Below are 18,949 nucleotides of genomic sequence, written 5' to 3'. Positions count from 1 at the left end.
GAAACCATCGTCCAGATGGACCAAAGGCCGGTCATGCACTAACAATCAAATTGGACCACTCAAGTGCGGCTGATCAACCGAGGAAGGACGACGTTCGTCGGGGCAGTGTCTTGATCTGACCGTCGTGATCACTTCCGATCCGAACCTTCTGGCGCACACGCGGGGTCATTTCGGGCAACTCATGTCCTTGATGAACAATATTGCGGACGACGTGTAGGCGTCGTTCTAAATCTGATCTGCCCATACTCTCCAGAACATTCCGATTACCACCTAACCAAGATGTTTTCACGTCTCTAACAACAAGGGTCTCGACCAAATTCGATAGTTGCGAACGCCGACGACAATAAGCTGTACGCTTAGAACGGTCGCAGTCGAGGCCTTAAAATATACTTTCACCAGCCACTTGCGTGCGGCGCGACCAATCTCTCAAGGATTTATCTCATTTGAAGGCTGGGTCAGGAGGAAATCTGATCTGCTTGGGTGTTCTGGTCAACGACCGCTACGGCGAATTTGCGCGTTAGAGCGCTCAGCTTAGGGAGCGAACCGATGACCATAGAAATAAACAACCAACCCTACGATTTGCCGGATGATGCCCGCATTTCGCTTCTTGATTTCATGCGAGAACGTCTTGACCTTTTTGGCAGTAAGAAAGGCTGTAACCAAGGCGCATGCGGAGCGTGCACAGTGTTGGTTGATGGAGAACGTATTCTTGCGTGTCTCGCGCTTGCCGCCCAATATGATGGTCGTTCGGTCACGACGATTGAAGGTGTAGCGGACGGCGATGAGCTGCATCCTTTGCAGGCTCTTTTTGTCGAGAACGAGGGGATGCAATGCGGTTACTGCACCCCAGGCCAAATTATGAGCGGGATCGCTCTTAAGTCCGAGCTGGAGCGCGGTGCTCCAAGCAATGTTTCCTCGGACCTGACTGTCGCCCCGCGCCTGAGCCGCGATGAAATCAAAGAGCGGTTGAGCGGAAACCTGTGCCGATGCGGGGCCCACAACGGCATTATCGATGCCGTCGCAGCCTATGTGGGGGGGGAAGAGCAATGAACCCTTTGACATACGAAAAAGCAACGTCCTCCACTGACGCTCTCGAACGACATGATGGTGACACCGCAAAGTTTCTGGGAGCGGGAACCAACTTGGTGGATTTGATGCGTGAAGGAATTGCGACCCCGACACGTCTGATTGACGTCACCAGCTTGGCGCAGAGCATCGAAGAGCAGTCTGACGGTGGTCTTCGGATTGGTGCCGGCGTCAGCAACACGGCCGTCGCCGAAGACGCGACGGTCCGAGCCCAATATCCTGCTCTATCCCGTGCTATCCTTGCAGGAGCATCTGCACAAATCCGAAATATGGCGACGGTCGGCGGGAACATTCTGCAGCGGACACGCTGCTCGTACTTTTACGATGTGGCTGGATCACGGTGTAACAAGCGTACTCCCGGCGAGGGTTGTGATGCTATCGGCGGTTTCAACCGTGCTCATGGCATCCTTGGCGTGTCAGATAGCTGCATCGCAACACATCCATCGGATATGTCCGTCGCTCTTTCGCTCTATGACGCAGTGATCAATGTCGAGAGTGAGCAGGGGACCCGAAGCATTTCGATAAACGACTTCTACGTTCTTCCCGGAGATACGCCTGACATCGAAAATCAGCTTAATCCGGGTGAGCTCATTGTATCAGTCGATCTTCCTGCACCGTCTGCAAACAGACGTGCAACCTATCGCAAGGTGCGAGATCGCGCGAGCTACGCTTTCGCACTTGTCTCTGTCGCAGGCAGCCTGATCATCGAAGATGGGTTGGTTGTAGACGCCGGTATTTCAATCGGCGGCGTCGCACCTAAGCCTTGGCGCGCAACAGAAGCGGAAGCGGCGATTGTTGGGTCCCCACCAACAGAGGAGGTCTTCCGAAATGCCGCTCAAATCGCACTGGCGGACGCAACAACTCAACCCGGAAATGTCTTCAAGCCTGAACTGGCGCAACGTGTGATTGTTGCCGTGCTGCAAGACCTCGCAGGAGACGCACAATGACAAATATCAAACCCAACCCGTCTTCACGCAAGTCGGATCCCAATAGACGTCAGGTCCTGGCTGGTTCAGCGGCCGTCGTTGCTGTTAGCGCGCTTGGCCTGCCTGTTGGTGCACAAACCACCACAACACCTGCTGCTTCGGGCGCTTTTGCCAGTCTAGGCGTTCCTCATATTCGGCGAGACGGAGCGGAGAAAGCGCGCGGCGGCGCAAAATTTGCCGCTGAATATAGCTATCCTGGCATGGTCTATGGCGCACTTGTCTACTCGACCATTGCGCGGGGTACGATTACGTCTCTGGAGGCAGCTGAGGCAGAGGCAGCACCTGGTGTTGTTCTTGTGATGACGCATGAAAACGCGCCAAGACTTGAACGACCTGAACCCTTCTATTCCTCACCAACCGGAATGGCGGGAAGCTCGACACCTGTGATGCAAGACGCTGAGGTACTTTGGAACGGGCAACCTGTCGCAGTCGTTCTGGCGTCGACCCAGGAAGAAGCCGATCATGCAGCCACCTTGATCAACGTCGCCTATGAAGAGTCTGATGCTGTCACGAGTTTTGACGTCGCAGCAGAAAGCGCGCAGACAAGTTTCTATGCGGGCCGTAATCTACTCATTGAGGAGGGTGATGCAGAGGCGGCACTAGCGGATGCGGAAGTGTCCGTCGATCTGTCGTTCAACACCCCAGCACATAACCACAATCAGATTGAGCCGCATGCCGTCACGGTCTTGTGGCAAGACGGCATCCTTCGCATGCATGATTGCTCGCAAGGGGTCGATTTGTCCGCCATTACGATTGCGAAAGTGTTCGGCATTTCGCCCGCAGAGGTGCATTTGTCAGCTGAATATGTTGGCGGAGGCTTCGGAGGCAAGACGGTATGGCAATACCACATCCTCGCTGCTGCTGCATCGCAATTGGCCGACAGACCTGTTCGCATGGCACTGACCCGAGAGGGCGTGTTTCGGATATGTGGTGCGCGCGCGCCAACCCGGCAGCGAGTAGCATTGGGCTCTAACCGCGAAGGTCGTCTGACGTCGCTGATCCACACCGGAACGACGATGAAAATTGAGAACAACTCGATGACTGAACCGTTTTTCGAGCAGAGCGAACACATGTATCGTGCCGACAACATGCACCTTGAGATCCGGGCAGGCACGATGGATATGCTTGCGAATACGTTTATGCGAGCACCGGGGGCAGCAACTGGGACATTTACCCTGGAAGTTGCGTTGGACGAGCTTGCCGAACGCCTCGCGATCGATCCCATTGAACTGCGGGTTCGCAATGAGCCTGACGTCAATCCAACAACCGGCCGCAAGCATTCGCAGCGTGCATTGATCGATGCATATCGCGAAGGTGCGCGTCGGTTTGGCTGGGTTCCACGTTCGGGAGAGCGCCAAGGCTACCGCGAAGGTGAATGGCAAGTAGGGACCGGTATGGCTGCAGCTTACTATCCCTATAAGCGTTTCCCAGGTGGTGCCGCCCGTATCACGTTGAACGGTGAGGGTGGTGCATTGATCGAAACCGCCGCGGCCGACATGGGCATGGGGACGACAACTGCAACAGCAGCCGTTGCCTCAGAACGGCTTGGCATTCCCTATGAGGCGATTGAAGTCAGGCACGGTGACAATACGTTGCCTGGTGCCTTGATTGCGGCTGCATCACAGCAAACCGCGGCAATCGGAGCCTCATTGACAGCGGCGCATGAGGTTTTGCTTGCCGAGCTTGTGAGCCTAGTTCCAGCGACATCACCGTTGCATGGCCTTCCGGCTGCTGAACTTGGAACTGCTGAGGGGGCCCTTTATTCGCTAGCCGATCCTCAGCAACGGATCCCGCTGGTTGACCTTGTTGCATTGTCGGAAAGCGGCACTGTATCTGCGGAAGGGCAGGGCGGGCCTATCTCGGAATGGACACAGGACTGGTCAATGCATTCGACTGGGGCGGTATTCACTGAGGTCCGGGTGAACTCAGTCACCGGTGAAATACGCGTGCCTCGGATCACGGCCATCTATGATTGCGGAAAAATCCTGAACTCGAAATTGGCTGAAAGTCAGTTTCGAGGCGGCATAATCATGGCGCTCGGGATGACATTGATGGAAGGCGCCAGTTTTGACGAGCGGAACGGACGCGTGATGAACCCAAGCTTCGGGTCCTACTATATGCCGACCCACCTTGACGTGCCCCATATTGACGTGGGCTGGACTGACATTCCTGATCCTCAAGCACCGACGGGCGCGCGCGGAATTGGCGAGATCGGGATGAGTGGACCAGCAGCAGCGATCTCAAATGCCATTTACGACGCAACCGGGAAGCGCGCACGCGACCTCCCGATCCGTTTGGATGCCCTAATGTGAGACGACCAAAGCGCGCCGCGAGTTTTTTGCAAATTGTCGCGGCGCGTGTCCCATGGTCCTCTTGAAGGCTACACCAAATGCGCTTTCAGAAGTGTAGCCGACATCGGAAGCAATTGTCGCCACGGGCATCTGTGAGTTTTTCAACCTATCTGCAGCAATCAACATGCGCCACTCAGTCAAATATTCGATTGGTGTTTGGTCGGTCACCTCACGAAATCGAACCGCAAACGAGGTTCGTGAACTTGCAGTCAGCTTCGCAAGTGTCTCAACGCTCCAAGCTCTCGCTGGATCGTCGTGCATCGCTGCGATCGCAGGTGCGATGCGTTTGTCCGCCAAGGCGGCGAGCCAGCCTTTGCCGACCGGCGAATTTGTCGAGAGATGATCGCGCAGGACTTGAAGCAGCAAGACGTGGGAAAGATGTGTGACCGTTAATGGGCTTCCCGGTCGGGGCAAACGCAGCTCATCCGCAATGCGACTAAGTGTCCAACGGATGGTCTCCTGCTCAGGACCAGGGCTGATCACGATCAAAGGTGGCAAATTGCGCATGAGTGTCCGCGCAGGTAATCCGTCAAGGAGGAACCTCGCACCCGTCATGAAAAAATCGCCGCCGCATCCGTAGGTCGCCGTCCCGCCATGGCGTACTGGCTCGTATAGAATTTGTGCATCAATCCCTGTTTGTGAGGGTTTCGATGACAGGACAAAGGGCCGACCCCGTGGCAGAATTGCGCAATGGCCAGCCGGAAGATGAACGGGGTCGGTATCCTGAACGGTAATCCAGCATTCTCCTTTGAGAACGGCATTACATTTCAGACCCTCATGCGCCTCAAATCGAATTGACCAGTCACCGCCCGCGTCAAAACCGGCAGCGACACAATCATGTGGATGCAACAATGAGACGATATTGGACAAAGGATCCATAGATGACCTGTTTTTGAACGCTGGCGAGATATTTGCGAACTACTGAGTGCTTTAAGTTCGAATTATCGCTCATATCTCATCGGATATCAACATGGAGGATCGCGTCGTGCTCCAAAGATCAGCACTGTTCTTGGGTAGAAAATCGCAGGCTTGTGCTGAGCTGTCTGCATCTAGCTGCTGTATGATCGGCGGTTGGCTTCGCGCAACTCAAGAGAGTGAACCAAAATGAACAGTTGTAAATCTACACCCAAAGTGATGGTCACAGGCGCAACGGGACAACTCGGAGGTCTGGCGATTTCGGCCTTGCTGCAAAGGTTGGATCCGAACCAGATTGCCGCGCTTGTGCGACCGAAAAAAGAGGCCGATGCCCGCGTGTCGAAACTCGATCAACTAGGGATCGAAACGAGAGAAGCGGATTACGAAGATCCTGCGGCACTGAGACAGGCGATGTCGGGGATCGAACGTCTGCTATTTGTCTCTTCCAATTCGTTTGAACCGCGCCGGACCCAACATCAGAACGTGATTGATGCGGCACAGGCGTCCGGTGTGAAGTTCATTGCATATACCAGCATTCTAAATGCTCAGGACACGCCGCTGGTTTTGACGACCGATCACCGGGAAACTGAGGACATGTTGACGTCTTCCGGCATAGATCATGTGGTGCTTCGCAATGGATGGTATCTGGAAAATCATCTCAACGGAGTCCAACAAGCCTTGAAGGATGGTTTCATTGCAGGCGCTGCAGCCAATGGTCGTTTTTCTTCTGCTGGTCGCGCGGATTATGCAGCGGCGGCCGCTGTTGTGATCCATCCAGATTTCGTCCCGTCTCGGCAGGTCTTTGAATTAGCCGGCGATGCTTCATATTCGCTCAATGATCTCGCTGCGGCTTTAAGCGAGCAGTTCAATACGGATATTCGATACCGGAATATGGATGCAGAAGCCTTTAGAACTACGCTGGAGGCACACAACCTGCCACAGACGCTTACGTCAATTCTGGTCGATACCGATCTGTGTGCTGCCGATGGGGCGCTTGAAGACGCTAACGGCACGCTAGGGGATCTTATCGGCCGTCCGACACTTTCACTGGCCGATGCCCTATCAGCCAGCCCTTAACCTTTTGGGGCTCTTCAATTGCCCTAAATCTAACTCAGGAGAATGCGAAATGACAAAAATCACACCCAACCGCCGCACCATCTTGGCAGGCACGGCAGCAACTTTTCTCACAGGAATTTCTGGGCTGGTCACGCCAGCGCTTGCACAAGGTCTCGCGCCGACCCGGACAATGCGTGGCGGGGCGAATAACTATCGTCCCGGCGCTCCGATCGTCGATCGGATCGGGGGCGGGGGCTTTTGGACGACAGGGACTGTTCGGCGCGCAGGCGATGGCATGCCTCTCCCCGGTCGCCGGATTCAAGTCTGGGCCCACACTACCGAAGGCCATGAACGCGACGCGGCATCACATGGCGCGACCCTAACTGACGAGAACGGTATCTTCCGCATTGAAATGCCTCAGATTGTTCCTGCGTTTGGCCAACCACATGGGCACTTGGCATATGATGCCGAGTTTGATGATGGCGGGTTCCAAACCGTCTTTTTGAGACCGGTCATGGCGCGTGCATCGGATACAGAGTTGAATGTGGATTTTGTTCTGCAGCCTTCATGACCTCAGGAAAGACAGTGTTGTGGATGCTGGTTGCACTCGTGATCTTTGTTCCGATACTGGTTGCAACCCAGAGTTCGCTCCTTGAATGGCGCCAGCCGATTTATGTAGCTGCTGGCTTTGCAGGGATAATCGCCCTGGCATTGATGCTGTTGCAAATCCTTTTGGTGAGTGGCCAGCTGCTTGTTGGTTCGAAACAGAGATACGCCCATGCAATAGTCGGCGGAAGTATCGTTAGCTTAATCGTCGTTCACATCGGGGGGCTTTGGTATGTTAGCCCTCCGGATGTTGTTGACGTGCTTCTTTTTCGCTCACCTACACCGTTCGGACTTTGGGGAATGATAGCAACACTTGCTGTAATTGCCTCCAGCGGTTTGGCCGTCTTCAGGACGCGGATCAGTTTGACACGTTTTCGCGCGCTACATGGGGCCAGTGCAGTTCTTGTTGTGATTACGACTATTGCGCACACCATTTTAATTGAGGGCGCGATGGGTCAGAATACTAAAGTGGCCTTATGTATTATGGTCGTTGGGGCACTTTTTTGGACGCTGTGGCGTCGTCGAAGCTGGCGTGTTTTCAAGCTTAAAAGAGCGTAGCTAGGCAACGCTCTTTCTGCCTGACACATGCGTTTCAGACCTAAAATGACACGTTGTCACGACCTTTAAGACCAAGAATATCTCGCGCTTGGTCTGGCGTTGCAACTTCACTCCCCAAAGCTTCGACAATCCCGCGAACTTTTTTGACTTGCTGAGCATTGTTCTCTGCAAGCTGTCCCCGCGCGATGAGAAGACTGTCTTCAAGGCCAACGCGCAAATTACCGCCCATCTGGCTTGCGGTCGTCGCCAGAGACATCTGTGCGCCACCAGCCCCTAAGACTGACCAACGATAATCATCGCCAAATAGCCTATCGGCAGTGCGCTTCATAAAGATTAAGTTGTCGACTTCCGGCCCGATGCCACCAAGAATTCCAAAAATGAACTGCAAGAAAATCGGTGCTTTGAAGAAGCCCTGATCCATGCAGAACTTCAGGTTATAGAGGTGGCCGACATCATAGCACTCGTGCTCGAACTTGATATCGTGCGGACGCAGTGTGTCCGCGGCTTCCCGAATGTCACGGAACGTGTTTCTAAAGATGTTCCCCTCGGAACCTTCAACATAGTCTTTTTCCCAATCAAACTTCCACTTGCCATCATAGCGTTTCGCCAAAGGATGAAACGAGAAGTTCATGGAACCCATGTTGAGCGAGCACATTTCTGGGCTGAACTGGGTCGCGGGTTTGACGCGATCTGATATCGGAAGCTGAAGCGAACCACCTGTCGAAATGTTCACAACTGCGTCTGTCGCTTGTTTTATTTTCGGTAGGAAGGCTGCGAAGTGATCAGGGTCTACGCTGACACCTCCATCATCCGGGCGCCGTGCGTGAAGGTGCAGAATTGATGCCCCGGCTTCAGCGGCTGCGATTGACTGATCCGCAATTTCTTCGGGGGTGTAGGGCAGGGCGGCTGACATGGTTGGAGTGTGAATCGCACCAGTGATTGCGCAGGTGATGATGACAGGGGTTTTCGCCACGACGGATCCTCTAGATTGTTTGACTTAGATGCTTGAGATCGGGCACTCGCAAGGATCGACCCGTTTTCGGCGCAACATTCGTGAGTGCATGACACACGAATGTTGCGACTAGCGCAACCCTGTTTCGATTATCGCAATTGTGATGATCGTTGGTATGCCGAGAAACCTTTGGAACTGGAGGTTCATAATAGTGTATCAACTATAGTTTTTTGTTTTAGCTCACGCTTCGAAAGCGACGCTGCTGCGGCGCAAAGATAATCTTTGGTACCATAGTCGAGTGCATTCAGTGGGTGGGTTCAGACTATGCTTTGTCTTCCTGAGAGAACCCAAGATCTTCTGAAATAGCCGCCGCCGCCCTCAGAATCTCAGACAGCTGTTGTGCCGTCGGCTCGTTTCCGATGTGCTGAACTGAATCGTTTATGGCGATCGTTCCAACAAACCGGCCATTGCCTTCGAAGATTGGTGCCGCGAGAGTATTCAAACCGATCAAAGCCTCGTTCGCAGCCATGGCCCATCCATTGTTCCGTATACGATCCAATTCGACGTCGAGTGCTTCTGGGTTTGTTATTGTCTGCGGCGTAAGAGCAACCAGTTCAGAGCTCAGAACTTTCTCTCTGAGGTTGGCGGGCCCAAAGGCGAGCGCGAGCTTACCTTGGGCGGAACCGTGCAGGCTGAGCGGCGAACCAGGCAAAACGCCAATTTCAATATCTGATTTTCCACGAAGGGCGGCGATAACCCGTATGCCATCTCCTTCAAACTGCGACGTTACCGCAGAGTGCCCTAAAGCATCTCGCAAGTTCGCTAGGACCGGCCTTGCGGCGGATAGAAGATTGATCTGGCTCAAGAGATTCAAGCTAAGCTTCACCATTCCGGGGCCAACTTGGTAGCGCTCAGAATCCGGTGCGCGTTGAACAAATCCTTCTTGTACAAGCGTTTGAAGATATCTGGAAATCCGACTTTTCGTCGTTCCAAGGTTTGCAGCGAGCGTCGTGACACCGGTTGGACCATCGGCCTCAGCCAGTTCGCGCAAAATGCGCAAAGCGAGCACAACCGCCTGCACGCCACCTGCGGCTTCCCCAACTACCTTTGGCAATGGATCGGTTCAAACATGCTGGAGGTCACCCTTCAATGGAGGTCAGATTTCCCGTGGACTCAAGTTCAGCACGGGGTGGCTGTCAAGTTCGATAAATTTCGTCTTGACCACAGACACTCATCTACGCCATTGTCCTATTCAGCAAAACATTGTTTCAATCAGAGAACCAAAGAGAGCCGAGGGATAGTGTGAAAACACGGTTGCCGGCGCACCAACGGAGATACGGCATGTATGACAGCAGAGATGTAAGAGCGACGTTGGCAAGCGCTGGAGCAGGCGGCCTTCCAGCTCCAGAGCTATTGTCGTCTGAAAGCGTCGGTCTTTTTTACGAGGAAACGCCACAATTTGACGATGACCACGGAAAAACGTGGCTTATCCGGGGCCAGAATTTCGTGATCGCCTATACTGAGGTTGCGCCCGGCGGAACCGTTTCTCGGATCGATCACCCGGATGAATACATGGCTATGGTGCCAGATCGTGAGACGCCTGCTGTTCTGAGTGCCGGTACTGAAACAAACGAGATCGATGGTTATTCCATGATCGTGATGCCACCCGGTGACAGCATCATTACTCTCACCAAAGGCGGTCGGCTCGTTCGCGTATTTTCAACCAATTCAGAAGAACTCAACGCACAGTGCGCCAATGCCGATGCATACGCAGAGCCTCGCATCAATGTCACTCCATTAACTCCATGGCCGGACCCGAAGGGCGGTTTCAAAATCCGAACCTATTCTCTTGATGTTCCGCAGCAAGAGGGGCGTTTTGGTCGAATTTGGCGTTGCACAACTGTGATGATCAACGTGTTTGATCCACAGATGGGGCCTCGCGATACTACTCGTTTGTCGCCCCATTCGCATGACGACTTCGAGCAAGCATCCCTCGTGCTGGGTGGGACATTCGCACACCATCTTCGCTGGCCATGGACAGTCGATCTCGCGTCTTGGCGCGAAGACGTACATCTTGATGTAAAGGCGCCGTCTGTCGCTGTTATTCCTCCGCCCACGATCCATACGTCGCGAGGCACAGCAGCGGGTGCGAATGACCTTGTCGATATCTTTTCGCCGCCTCGCCTTGATTTTTCGATGAAGGAAAACTGGGTTTTGAATGCCGAAGATTATCTACTGCCCAACACGTAGGATCAGTCGCACCTTCACCAATCAGGCAAAAACAGCAAGGCCAAAACCGGCCTACCTCGGCCCAGTTGACGAGCAGTTCCTGCCGCAACGCCGCCCAAATACAAGAAGTGGTTTTGCGGCAGGGAATGCTCGCAAAGAACTGCGGGAGGAAAGGAAAATGACCGACTTTCGAAAGCGGCTCCTCGCTGGCGAACTCATGATGGGAAGCTTCGTAAAAACCCCCGCAACCCATACCATTGAGGTTTTGGGCGACATCGGTTTTGATTTCGTCGTTATCGACGAAGAACATGCGCCATTTGATCGCGGAACAATTGATCGGGCCATTCTTGCGGCTCGCGCGTCAGGAACGTCCCCGATTGTCAGGGTGGCAGGTGCTGATCCATCCAAGCTTTTGGCCGTTCTCGATGACGGAGCTGAAGGCGTCCTGATCCCCCATGTCTACAGTGCCGAAATCGCGCGAAAGGCTGTTTCAGCATGTCGGTATCGCAGTGGATCTCGTGGAATTTCAAATACGACCCGTGCTGGTGGCTATGGCAGACTCGGCCTGTGGGAACATGTCGACATTCAAGACGCGGCTGTCACCGTCATCGCAATGATCGAGGATCCACAAGCGCTTGATGCAATTGATGACATCGTTGCAACTGACGGGCTAGATGCCGTTTTTGTTGGCCGTGGCGATTTGGCCGTGGCTATGGGCGCTGAGGGGCAGAATGCACCGGACGTACTGGCTGCCACTGCGCGGATAATTGAGGCGGCAAAAGCAGCAGGCAAACCCGCCATCATCATGGTTGGATCGGCAAAGGAAGGTCAGTCTTTCCTGAAAGACGGTTTCAACGGTTTCATCATTGGATCTGACCACAGTTTCATGCGCCAGGCGGCTATCCCCGCGTTGAAGGCATTTTCGGAACTGCGCCCGCAACCCAAGCAAGAGGATGCCTCACATGGTTAATGTCGCTGTATCTGAACCACAATTCGATCCACGGGTAGCCGATCTGCTGAAGGGTGCGATTGATCCGCATGTTCACAGTGGTCCCTCTATTGCAACGCGAGGGATCGACCATCTTGAACTTGCACGCGATGCATCTGAAGCCGGAATGGCTGCGATTGTTACGAAGGACCATGACTACAGTGGCGTTATGTGCGCCGCTCTGATCGAAAAGCACCACCCCGAACTGACAACGCGAGTTTTCTCAAGCGTCGTGCTGAACAACGTGGTCGGAGGGCTCAATCCGTTCGCCGTAGAGCATACAGCCGCAATGGGCGGAAAAACTGTTTGGCTGCCAACCTTGACAGCCGCGCACCATGCAAAGTGGGAGCGGACGTCGGGGATCGAACATCCCGCCAGCACGACAAAAATTCGGCCGGCCGAGATAATCCCTGTAGTTGGCGACGATGGGCAGCTCTTCGATTCAGTGAAAGAAATACTTGATACTATTGCGCGCACGGGCATCACGTTGGCAACCGGCCACTTACACATCAGTGAAAGCTGGATCGTAGTTCGAGAGGCTATCACGCGCGGCGTCGAACGGATCGTGATCACACACCCCGAAGACATCGTCGAAGGCACGATTGAAGATGTTGCGGGGCTTGCTGAACTGGGCGCATTCATCGAACACTCCCTTTCGTTTTTTGTGCCCGGTTCAGCCTTTCGCAGCAGAACTGCCGAAGACTTGCGCGCGCACATCGATGCCGCTGGCGTGGACAAAACCATAATGAGTTCGGACCTAGGACAAAACGGTCTGCTTCATCCAATAGACGGCATGCGCGAAGGCATTCAGATGTGTCTCGACCTCGGGTACGGCGAGCCGGATATCCGCAAAATGTTCTCAACTAACGCGAGACGCGCATTTGATATCGAGATCGTTCAAATCTGAGGCAAATCTCTGCGCAATCGACGCCGCTATTGTACCTTGCGGTATCTTGAAAAGACAGAATTGGGCCGAAAATTTCGGCCCGTAATGGGAGGAAAACAATGCTTGATCAATCCACATCGTCCGGCGTGAGCGCCGCAGAAACAGAAGCACGCATCGACTTGGCCGCAGCGATCCGCCTTGTCTCGTTGTTCGGTTGGGATGACGTAACGCTGGCTCATTTGTCAGCACGGTCTCCAGATAATCCGGATCACATGCTCTTGCATGGCCCACAATATTTCTTCGATGACGTTCAAGCCTCCAATCTTCATCTGCTTGATAGGAACGCCGAGCATGTAAGGCCACAAGACGACATGCCGCACAAGTTTGCGTTTCCGTTTCACCGCGAAATCTATGATGCATTTCCGAAGGCGAATGCCATCATCCATGTGCACACCAAGGCTGTCTGCGCCGTGGCAATGCAGAAACAGGGTCTCATTCCGGGCAATCAGTATGCGATGTGGCTTGGTCCTATCGGTTACCATGATTATCCTGGCATGCTTTCTTCGCCAGAAATTGGAGCCGACCTCGTCAACTCTTTTGGCGATGGCCAAATCGTATTGCAGCGAGGACATGGCGTCGCGATCTGGGCCCCCACGCAGCGCGAAGCATTTGTGTTGGCCTATACGTTCAACCGCGCCTGCGAAGCGCAGATCATGTCTGGCGTTGGAGAGGGTGGCATTGAAGCATATGTGCCGCCAAATGACGTGCTTGGCGCAACCGTACAGCAGGCCCGTGCAATCACGGACGGTGAGCAAATGTGGTCCAAAGTTTGTTGGGAAGGCTGGAAACGGAAGATCGCCCGAAGTGCCCCCGACTACTGTCACTGAGCAACAGACCCAGAGCAATGATTGACGTCCATCTTCATGCGATGCCTGGTCGATACCGGGCGGCCCTAATAACCGCATTTGGGACGGGGGTTAGGACACCAAAGTGGAATCCTCCTCTCGCATTGGAGTTTATGGATCGTTGCGGTGTAAGCTCTGCGATACTCTCGCTCTCCGCGCCAGGGACACATTTCGGTGACGATGACCATGCGTCATTGTTGAGCCGGGGTGTCAATGATGAGTTTGCACAACTCTGCGTGGAGAGCGCTCGCTTTGGCGCCTTCGCGACGTTGCCATTGCCAGCGGTGAAACTGGCCTGCGCTGAAGCTGAACGTGTGTTGGGGGATCTGAAACTGGACGGGATCAGTCTTCAGACTTCCTACAACGGCATCTATCTCGGAGACCCCACATACGACCCCTTGCTTGAAGTGCTCGATGCGCACTCCGCCGTGGTTCTTATCCACCCTTCACCAAGCACAGCATCCAAGAGTGTTGGCCTCAACATACCGGTTTTCGCCGTTGAGTACCCCTTTGAAACGACCCGCGCGGTGGTGAACTTGGTCTTTGCAGATGTCGCTGAGCGGTTCCCAAACATTCGCTTTATCTTGTCCCATGGAGGGGGGGTTATCCCGTTTCTTAGTTGGCGTATTGCGGCGATCGCGGCACACCAACTCTCTCTTCCCTCTGATGTCGAGGGATCAATGGCTTCTTCCTTCCCGACTCGGCTTGTCGACCGGGCAGGGCAATTGTCTATCAGCGACACCCGCTCGCTTCTCAGAAACTTCTACTTCGACGTGGCCCTGACCGGCGATGCTGCTGGTCTCGGTGCGCTACTTGAGTTTGCGGGAGAGGACCGGGTTCTGTTTGGAAGTGATTGGCCGTACGCGCATGACCGTATCGTGAATGATCAACTGGCATCAATGGATGATCCCGAAGTCATCCCGATTGAAGCACGCAAACGGATTGGTCGCGCCGCAGCGACTTCCCTTTTTCCGCGCCTGAAAACAAAAACAAAGGTAGAGCACCTATGACCGATGTTGTCACAAACCTTCCAGCGGGCGCGGATGAAGGTCTTTTTGCTGAAATTTCCTCAATTCAGGCCATCGATCAGCACGCCCACCCGGTGGCTGTGGGGGTTGAACCGGCGGGCGCCCGAGAACGGCCGATCCAGCCTCAAGATGTCCAGGTTCCCCTGCGAATGCGGACTGACAATCCAGAGTATCTGGCGGCATGGTCCGCGTTGTGGGGCATTCATCTGACCGATTTTTCTGAAAAGGGTCTGGTCGATCTGATTGAGCGCAAAGAGGCCGAGATATCGCGCAGGGGCAATGCCTACAACACCTGGGTGTTGGAGCAGGTCGGCATTGAAACGATGATTGGCATCGCGCCCGGTCCAAGCCCGTCCGAGCCCTCACCGCACTTTGAATGGTGTGCTTACGCGGAATGGTTGCTTTGGCCGTTCGCGATCGCAGAAGTCGAGCCAGATGGCCTTTCGGCCGTCTATACCATGGTACGCGGAAAAATGGTCGACCGCTTCTGCGGTGGTGACATGCCAAACACGTTACGAGGTTATCTCGATCACATTATGCAGGGCGCTTTGGTACTTTGGCGTGAACAAGGTGCAGTAGGCATCAAGTTCCACGGTCCATACAATCGCCCCTTGCGCTACGATGAGGTTTCGACCGAGACGGCCCAGACCGTCTATCAGGAAGGGCTACGCAAGGGATCATTGACGCCTCAAGAGCACAAAACCCTTCAGGATTTTGTGTTCGAGAGACTAGTCGTTGAGGCGGGCAAAGCAGGTTTGGTCGTGCAAATCCACACCGGATATGGTGTTGCAGATAGGTTTGACGTTGAAGGAAGTAACCCGGTATTGATGCAGCGCATTTTCCGCGCAGCACCAGGCACCAAATTCGTGCTCCTACATGGCGGATGGCCATTTATCTCTCAGACGGTGGCGCTGCTCAGCTATCCGAACGTCTACACGGACTTTTCTTGTGCCACGATCTTCCGTTCGGCACGTTCGGTCAGCTTGCAGATCAGGGAAGCGTTGGAATGGTGGCCGGAAAAGCTGCTCTTTGGAACAGATGCATATTCTGATCGGTCCCTTGGTATGCTTGCGGCATCGCCAGTAAAGAATAACCGCCTTGCTGGCTGGGAAGAAAAAGCCTGGATTATGAACCAAACCGGCAGAGCCGCCTTAACGCTGGCGTTAGGTGACATGCGCGCAGACGGACAAGTGTCTTCACAGGTCTGCGCGAACCTGAGCCAAGGCATTATGCGGGACCATGCACGAACGCTGTACGACCTGGATGGTCGCAAGCGTTAGAAATCAATCACCTAAAGATCGAAACACGTGCGTTACACCATGTCGGACAATGCACCACAATTGCAGAGATTGTCGAAATGACCCTAGAGACACTCCAAATAGAAACACCTGACGGCGTGATGCTAACGTATGTCGGACGGCCTGATGGTGAGAGCCGTGGCAACGTCCTGATTTACATGGATGCCATGGGTATCCGCGACGAGCTGCTTGACGGATTCCTTGAACGTTATAGGGCCGCAGGTTTCACGACATTTCTGCCCGATCTCTATTATCGTTTCGGTGAAAACGTGTCGTTCGACGCAACGGTGAGCTACAGTCAACTTCCGAAAGATGTGCAGCCGGTGTTCTATGCAACGGTCAAAAAAATGCGCAATGACGCGCCCATCGTGCGAGACACAGGCCTTTTGATCGACGCAGTGGGAGCCGCAACGGGCACCGATCAAACGAACCTTTGGAGTACTGTGGGTTATTGCATGGGCGGCCGGTTTGTCGTGCGATCGATGGCAGCTTATCCAAAACAGTTCGCTGCCGGTGTGGCTGTCTACCCCACCGGATTGGTGACCGATGAAAAAGATGCGCCTGTGCATGATATCGCTCAGATCTCTGGCAAGCTCTTCATCGGCTTCGGCGGAGCAGACGAACTGACACCGCTCGATGATATCGACGCCGTAAAACAGGCTCTTGAAGCGGCCGACCCAGAACATGATGTGCACGTATATCCGGATGCTGGTCATGCCTTCATGATGCCTGGCAAGCCATCCTCCTACCGCCATGAAGCCTCTGAAGACGTCTGGACGCAAAGCCTGGAAATGTTCGGGAAACTAGAGACAACGTGAGCGAACCCGAAGCTCCAATCGGTAGCGCGGTGCCTATTGACCAGCCTAAAGAACGGAAATATGCCCCATCATGGGCGGGCCTTCAGGCTACGTTATTCCGAGACGCCTCGAGATACTGTCTGCGGCGTCGATAACAGCGTCAACCTGCTCCTTCTCTGGTTTTTGCTGTAGTCTTTGGATTGAATCCACAATCGCTATACTGGCAACAAGCTGCTTATGCGCATCGCGAATGGGTGCCGCCAAAGCATTGAGCCCAAGCAGAGACTGATTTGGCGCAATGGACCAGCCCTGCTTTTTGATCCTATCGAGAATCTTCTTGAGCTCGACCGGTTCAACAACCGTTTCCGGTGTCAGTGGTTCGAATGGAGTAGCAAGCGCAAGATCCTGGTTTTCTGGCGATGCAAGAGCAAGAGAAATACGCCCCTGCGCAGTTGCGTATTGGTTGAGCATCGTTCCTCGTCTGACCCCAATTTCGAAAGGCGAGGTCCCAACTATGCTCGCGACAACACGCATGCCTTTCGGCTCTAAAGCGGACAAGATAACCGTGTGTCCAAGACTGTCGCGAAGATCCCGCATGATCGGAAGAGACACTTCCACGAGCTGATCGCCGTGCTCCAACAATGCGCCCAGTGATAAAGAGCGCGATCCGATCCGATATCGATCAGTCTCCGGACACTGATGTAGATAGCCTGTGGCAACGAGCGCTTGCAGATGGCGATGCACGCGACTGCGACTGAGAGAGAGAGCTTTCGTTATATCTGTCATACTTCGGGGCTGCGATTGCTCGGCCAGGTATTCAACCAACAACAACCCGAAGACGCTCCCTTGGATCGTTTCTTGGCCATCGCTTTTATTGGAGACTTCCAATTATTGAACCTCCTGCTCAAATCTGCCGCCACCTAAGGCCGACTCAGATTTACTATGCGCGAAAACGAAAAAACGCAAGTTGGCGTCGGGTTGCGCAAAAAATGTAGATACGTCTCTCAACATATTGAAATACTTATATAAAGTTCTGGTCAAATAGACTTTGCGGGGTTGACTTGATGAGCGCTCATCCTTACAAAAATGAGATCTCGTCTCGTTTTTGATGTATCACGAACGAGAACTGACGTCGATGTTGATCGCCTGTTTCAGTGCTCTGGACGCATAGAAGGGTGGGTTGACGACACAGTTAGGGGAGGGCGGTACGAATGGCAGTTCTTGCCAAAAAATGGTCAGGGAGGATTGAAGTGATCACGACAGAGAAATTCGCACCAGAACTACGCCGGTTTGCGACAGCAACCGCACTCGGTGCCACGCTTCTGACTTCGCCGCTGGCGGCTCAGGATGCAGAATTCACCATCAGATTTGCGATGCCAACCGCAAACGATTGTAACGAACGTGCTGGTGAGTTGATGGGCGAAGCCATCTTCGAAGCTACAAATGGCCGTGTTGCGACCGAGATTTATAACCGCCATCAACTTGGCGGCCCATCGGCCATGATCTCCGGGCTCCAGCTCGGAACGATTCAGGCTTATTTGGGTGTTCCGGGGTACTTTGCTGGTCTTGAAGAACGCATGAACCTCTTGTCAGTCCCGTTCATCCTCGACGGCGGCATGGATGGCGCGAATGCAGTGTTTCAGGACCCGGAGGTCAATGACTACATCTTATCGATGATGGAAGACAACGGGATCATCGGCGTTCAAGCGGTGGCGGTTAACCCGGTCCTTTATCTTGCGACGTCCGACATCAGCACACTCGATGGATTCGAAGGTCTGAATTTCAAATCAGACGGGGCGGAAGTTCAGGAGATATTCCTGAGCCGCATTGGCGCGACAGCCGTACCAATGGGAACCGGGGACATTGTTCCCGCGCTACAAGCAGGAACAATCGACGGTGTTGGTTCCGGTATCGCCGTCTTGAACGCATTCAATCTTCACTCGATTGCTACACAGGCAGTAAATCTTGAGGATACCGTCGTCCCGGTCTTCATCGTACTATCCGAGGCCTGGCTGAACACTCTACCGGATGATCTTGCCGATACGGTCGTGGCGGCTGCACGAAGCACACAAGCCGACTATGCGCAGCTGTGCACCGATGATCTGCCCAACATGATTGCGCAATGGGAATCGAATGGTGGAGAGATCATCAGTTTCAGTGATGAAGACCAGGCGCGTTACCGTGAAATGATGGCCGGTCTTGCAGAAGAAGTTTCTGCAAGAAATCCTGAAATGGAAGAGTTTCGTCGGCTGCTCCAGGGCGAATAGTCTAGCAACGTGTGCTCGGAGATTCGCTTCGGGCACACCCA

The 18,949-nt window shown here is 54.0% G+C and carries 18 protein-coding genes; 14 read left to right on the top strand and 4 right to left on the bottom strand.

Annotation, left to right across the window (positions count from 1 at the left end; all coding sequences use genetic code 11):
- Window positions 1-546 precede the first annotated feature (546 nt).
- Genes Q1A71_RS17215 through Q1A71_RS17205 form a run of 3 tightly spaced genes read left to right on the top strand, consistent with a single transcriptional unit; the run spans window position 547 to window position 4,384 of the window.
- Window positions 547-1,050 carry a 2Fe-2S iron-sulfur cluster-binding protein gene (locus Q1A71_RS17215; protein WP_299679115.1) on the top strand — a complete coding sequence of 168 codons (504 nt, stop codon included), beginning with the start codon at window positions 547-549 and terminating at the stop codon, window positions 1,048-1,050.
- On the top strand, window positions 1,047-2,033 hold the full coding sequence (locus Q1A71_RS17210; protein WP_299679112.1) for a xanthine dehydrogenase family protein subunit M: 987 nt from the start codon (window positions 1,047-1,049) through the stop codon (window positions 2,031-2,033). The genes Q1A71_RS17215 and Q1A71_RS17210 overlap by 4 nt, the downstream gene beginning before the upstream one ends.
- The gene (locus Q1A71_RS17205; protein WP_299679109.1) at window positions 2,030-4,384 is read left to right on the top strand and encodes a xanthine dehydrogenase family protein molybdopterin-binding subunit; all 2,355 of its coding nucleotides are present in this window, start codon (window positions 2,030-2,032) and stop codon (window positions 4,382-4,384) included. Before Q1A71_RS17210 ends, Q1A71_RS17205 begins: the two co-directional genes overlap by 4 nt.
- On the opposite strand, the gene Q1A71_RS17200 is transcribed toward Q1A71_RS17205, so the two are convergent.
- Window positions 4,376-5,302, bottom strand: a complete 927-nt coding sequence (locus tag Q1A71_RS17200; RefSeq protein ID WP_299679106.1) for an AraC family transcriptional regulator — start codon at window positions 5,300-5,302, stop codon at window positions 4,376-4,378. The two genes, Q1A71_RS17205 and Q1A71_RS17200, sit on opposite strands and share 9 nt — an antisense overlap.
- A gap of 225 nt (window positions 5,303-5,527) precedes the next feature.
- Here Q1A71_RS17200 and Q1A71_RS17195 point away from each other — a divergent pair, with 225 nt between their 5' ends.
- Genes Q1A71_RS17195 through Q1A71_RS17185 form a run of 3 tightly spaced genes read left to right on the top strand, consistent with a single transcriptional unit; the run spans window position 5,528 to window position 7,558 of the window.
- Window positions 5,528-6,415 (top strand): NAD(P)H-binding protein, encoded by an 888-nt coding sequence (locus Q1A71_RS17195; protein WP_299679103.1) that lies wholly within the window; start codon window positions 5,528-5,530, stop codon window positions 6,413-6,415.
- Between the two features lie 49 nt (window positions 6,416-6,464).
- Window positions 6,465-6,965: a twin-arginine translocation pathway signal gene (locus Q1A71_RS17190; protein WP_299679100.1), complete on the top strand. Its 501-nt coding sequence runs from the start codon at window positions 6,465-6,467 to the stop codon at window positions 6,963-6,965.
- Entirely contained in the window at window positions 6,962-7,558 is a 597-nt protein-coding gene (locus Q1A71_RS17185; protein WP_299679097.1) for a ferric reductase, read from the top strand. The genes Q1A71_RS17190 and Q1A71_RS17185 overlap by 4 nt, the downstream gene beginning before the upstream one ends.
- 40 nt (window positions 7,559-7,598) lie before the next feature.
- Here Q1A71_RS17185 and Q1A71_RS17180 read toward each other — a convergent pair whose 3' ends face one another.
- Both Q1A71_RS17180 and Q1A71_RS17175 read right to left on the bottom strand, forming a co-directional pair.
- On the bottom strand, window positions 7,599-8,531 hold the full coding sequence (locus Q1A71_RS17180; protein WP_299679094.1) for a 3-keto-5-aminohexanoate cleavage protein: 933 nt from the start codon (window positions 8,529-8,531) through the stop codon (window positions 7,599-7,601).
- A 301-nt stretch (window positions 8,532-8,832) separates the two neighbouring features.
- Complete coding sequence (locus tag Q1A71_RS17175; RefSeq protein WP_299679091.1) at window positions 8,833-9,591, bottom strand: IclR family transcriptional regulator; 759 nt, start codon at window positions 9,589-9,591, stop codon at window positions 8,833-8,835.
- Window positions 9,592-9,851: 260 nt separating this feature from the next.
- Here Q1A71_RS17175 and Q1A71_RS17170 point away from each other — a divergent pair, with 260 nt between their 5' ends.
- The 7 genes from Q1A71_RS17170 (at window position 9,852) to Q1A71_RS17140 (ending at window position 16,662) form a co-directional block, all read left to right on the top strand.
- Window positions 9,852-10,760 carry a hypothetical protein gene (locus tag Q1A71_RS17170; protein ID WP_299679088.1) on the top strand — a complete coding sequence of 303 codons (909 nt, stop codon included), beginning with the start codon at window positions 9,852-9,854 and terminating at the stop codon, window positions 10,758-10,760.
- On the top strand, window positions 10,729-11,709 hold the full coding sequence (locus Q1A71_RS17165; RefSeq protein ID WP_299679085.1) for an aldolase/citrate lyase family protein: 981 nt from the start codon (window positions 10,729-10,731) through the stop codon (window positions 11,707-11,709). The genes Q1A71_RS17170 and Q1A71_RS17165 overlap by 32 nt, the downstream gene beginning before the upstream one ends.
- Window positions 11,702-12,634, top strand: coding sequence for a DUF6282 family protein (locus tag Q1A71_RS17160; protein WP_299679082.1), 933 nt, complete (start codon window positions 11,702-11,704; stop codon window positions 12,632-12,634). The genes Q1A71_RS17165 and Q1A71_RS17160 overlap by 8 nt, the downstream gene beginning before the upstream one ends.
- A 98-nt stretch (window positions 12,635-12,732) precedes the next feature.
- Window positions 12,733-13,500: a class II aldolase/adducin family protein gene (locus Q1A71_RS17155; protein ID WP_299679079.1), complete on the top strand. Its 768-nt coding sequence runs from the start codon at window positions 12,733-12,735 to the stop codon at window positions 13,498-13,500.
- Between the two features lie 17 nt (window positions 13,501-13,517).
- Window positions 13,518-14,528 carry an amidohydrolase family protein gene (locus Q1A71_RS17150; RefSeq protein ID WP_299679076.1) on the top strand — a complete coding sequence of 337 codons (1,011 nt, stop codon included), beginning with the start codon at window positions 13,518-13,520 and terminating at the stop codon, window positions 14,526-14,528.
- On the top strand, window positions 14,525-15,826 hold the full coding sequence (locus Q1A71_RS17145; protein ID WP_299679073.1) for an amidohydrolase family protein: 1,302 nt from the start codon (window positions 14,525-14,527) through the stop codon (window positions 15,824-15,826). Before Q1A71_RS17150 ends, Q1A71_RS17145 begins: the two co-directional genes overlap by 4 nt.
- A gap of 77 nt (window positions 15,827-15,903) precedes the next feature.
- A complete protein-coding gene (locus tag Q1A71_RS17140; protein ID WP_299679070.1) occupies window positions 15,904-16,662 on the top strand; it encodes a dienelactone hydrolase family protein in 759 nt (252 codons plus the stop codon).
- 87 nt (window positions 16,663-16,749) lie between these two features.
- Here Q1A71_RS17140 and Q1A71_RS17135 read toward each other — a convergent pair whose 3' ends face one another.
- Window positions 16,750-17,529, bottom strand: coding sequence for an IclR family transcriptional regulator (locus Q1A71_RS17135; RefSeq protein WP_299679067.1), 780 nt, complete (start codon window positions 17,527-17,529; stop codon window positions 16,750-16,752).
- A gap of 323 nt (window positions 17,530-17,852) precedes the next feature.
- On the opposite strand from Q1A71_RS17135, the gene dctP reads away from it, so the two are divergent.
- Window positions 17,853-18,908 (top strand): TRAP transporter substrate-binding protein DctP, encoded by a 1,056-nt coding sequence (gene dctP, locus Q1A71_RS17130; protein ID WP_299679064.1) that lies wholly within the window; start codon window positions 17,853-17,855, stop codon window positions 18,906-18,908.
- Window positions 18,909-18,949 lie beyond the last annotated feature (41 nt).

Origin of the sequence: uncultured Roseobacter sp., from assembly GCF_947493125.1 — a bacterium.
Classification (GTDB): domain Bacteria; phylum Pseudomonadota; class Alphaproteobacteria; order Rhodobacterales; family Rhodobacteraceae; genus Roseobacter.
The sequence above is the reverse complement of the archived record's forward strand: the minus strand, read 5'-3'. Positions and strand labels throughout refer to the sequence as shown.